This is a genomic window from Okeania sp. SIO2F4, assembly GCF_010672385.1.
GTDB lineage: Bacteria > Cyanobacteriota > Cyanobacteriia > Cyanobacteriales > Microcoleaceae > Trichodesmium.
The window spans coordinates 1-1,195 of record NZ_JAAHGT010001465.1; the positions used below are offsets into that span (position 1 = coordinate 1).

Below are 1,195 nucleotides of genomic sequence, written 5' to 3' on the forward strand. Positions count from 1 at the left end.
TGGAGATTGACCTACTGCTATATCTGCTATTCGTTCAAACTCAATACCCGTAAGCTCACTTAATGTTTCAGGATTGAGTTTATTGACTATTTCAGCAATGGTCATATTAAAAAACTTGTGGTGAAGAGCCTCTTTGAATAGCTGATTACCGTAAATGGCCAATGAATTTCCATCAGCCAAAATCTCTATAAAATGGCGTATATCTCCAACTTCTACATTTATATTGTATTGTTAACAGAGGTAACGACAATTCAAGGCCATTATAGATTGGTAATGATTAAATACTTAAATGAAAGTTAGCGCATACCTCAACAAATGGATGCTCACACTGTACGGCCTGAAGCCAGAAGACTGGGGATACAGACAAAAAGCCATAGCAGAAATCAGCCGTGTTACCGGACTTTCTCCCAACTCTATCAAAGGTTGGGGCAAAGATTTAGAGACTGACAGCACCTATATTTTAAAGCTTTTGGATTATGGGGATATGGCAAACGAGTTAACTATATTTGTAAACAAATATAAACATCTCTTGCCTAAAATAGATGTCATAGATACTATTTATCCTATAGACCATAAGTCCGAAAATGAAGGTTGAGAAGGTTCTGCCTTTTCAAAAAAATAAAGCCATTAGGAAGGCATCACCTTCCCAATAGCAAACAAAATTTAAAAATGTTCAAGTTATGAATATAGCACATTTCGAGGAGACAAATCCAGTCTCCCTCCTTTTACAGTTTTCGTGGCTATCCCAAACGCAACTAGCAAAAGCTCTAGGAGTAAATCCTTCATCCGTTTCAAGATGGCTATGTGGGGCCACAAGACCAAGCCAAACTATCCAACGACTGGCCTCGGAACTTTTACTAATCTACAAGGACTGGTCCCTACCATTCCCTCCAAAAATCGAAACAGCAGAATTGGACCCGCTACAACTGCTCAAAAATTTCAATATTTCCAGATTTACATTAGCTGAAGCTCTAGGGGTTTCGGTCAGAGCCATTGGCCACTGGATTAATGGCCAGAACAAACCGTCTCGAAAAGTACGACGATTGGCCCATCAATTAAACCAAAAGTCTCACGGTTCGCTTAAATCAAATATCTCTAGCCAAATAAATGCTTTCAAGTATAATCTAGATAAGCAGTTGAGAGAATAGAGAACCCCAGAATTGAAAGAAACCCAATCGGAAAGAGCTGATGACTT

The 1,195-nt window shown here is 38.8% G+C and carries 3 protein-coding genes; 2 read left to right on the forward strand and 1 reads right to left on the reverse strand.

Annotation, left to right across the window (positions count from 1 at the left end):
• Positions 1–180: hypothetical protein (locus tag F6K22_RS41260; RefSeq protein ID WP_293110991.1), on the reverse strand; the 180-nt coding region annotated here is incomplete at its 3' end.
• Between the two features lie 139 nt (positions 181–319).
• Between F6K22_RS41260 and F6K22_RS41265 the strand changes: the two genes are divergently transcribed.
• The gene (locus tag F6K22_RS41265) at positions 320–595 is read left to right on the forward strand and encodes a hypothetical protein (RefSeq protein WP_293110993.1); all 276 of its coding nucleotides are present in this window, start codon (positions 320–322) and stop codon (positions 593–595) included.
• Positions 596–680: 85 nt separating this feature from the next.
• Complete coding sequence (locus F6K22_RS42955) at positions 681–1,148, forward strand: helix-turn-helix domain-containing protein (protein ID WP_363275585.1); 468 nt, start codon at positions 681–683, stop codon at positions 1,146–1,148.
• Positions 1,149–1,195: the final 47 nt, after the last annotated feature.

Bases quoted from the DNA above. Each gene is read 5' to 3' on its own strand.
- F6K22_RS41265 (WP_293110993.1), top strand. From the start codon at position 320: ATGCTCACACTGTACGGCCTGAAGCCAGAAGACTGGGGATACAGACAA.
- F6K22_RS42955 (WP_363275585.1), top strand. From the start codon at position 681: ATGAATATAGCACATTTCGAGGAGACAAATCCAGTCTCCCTCCTTTTA.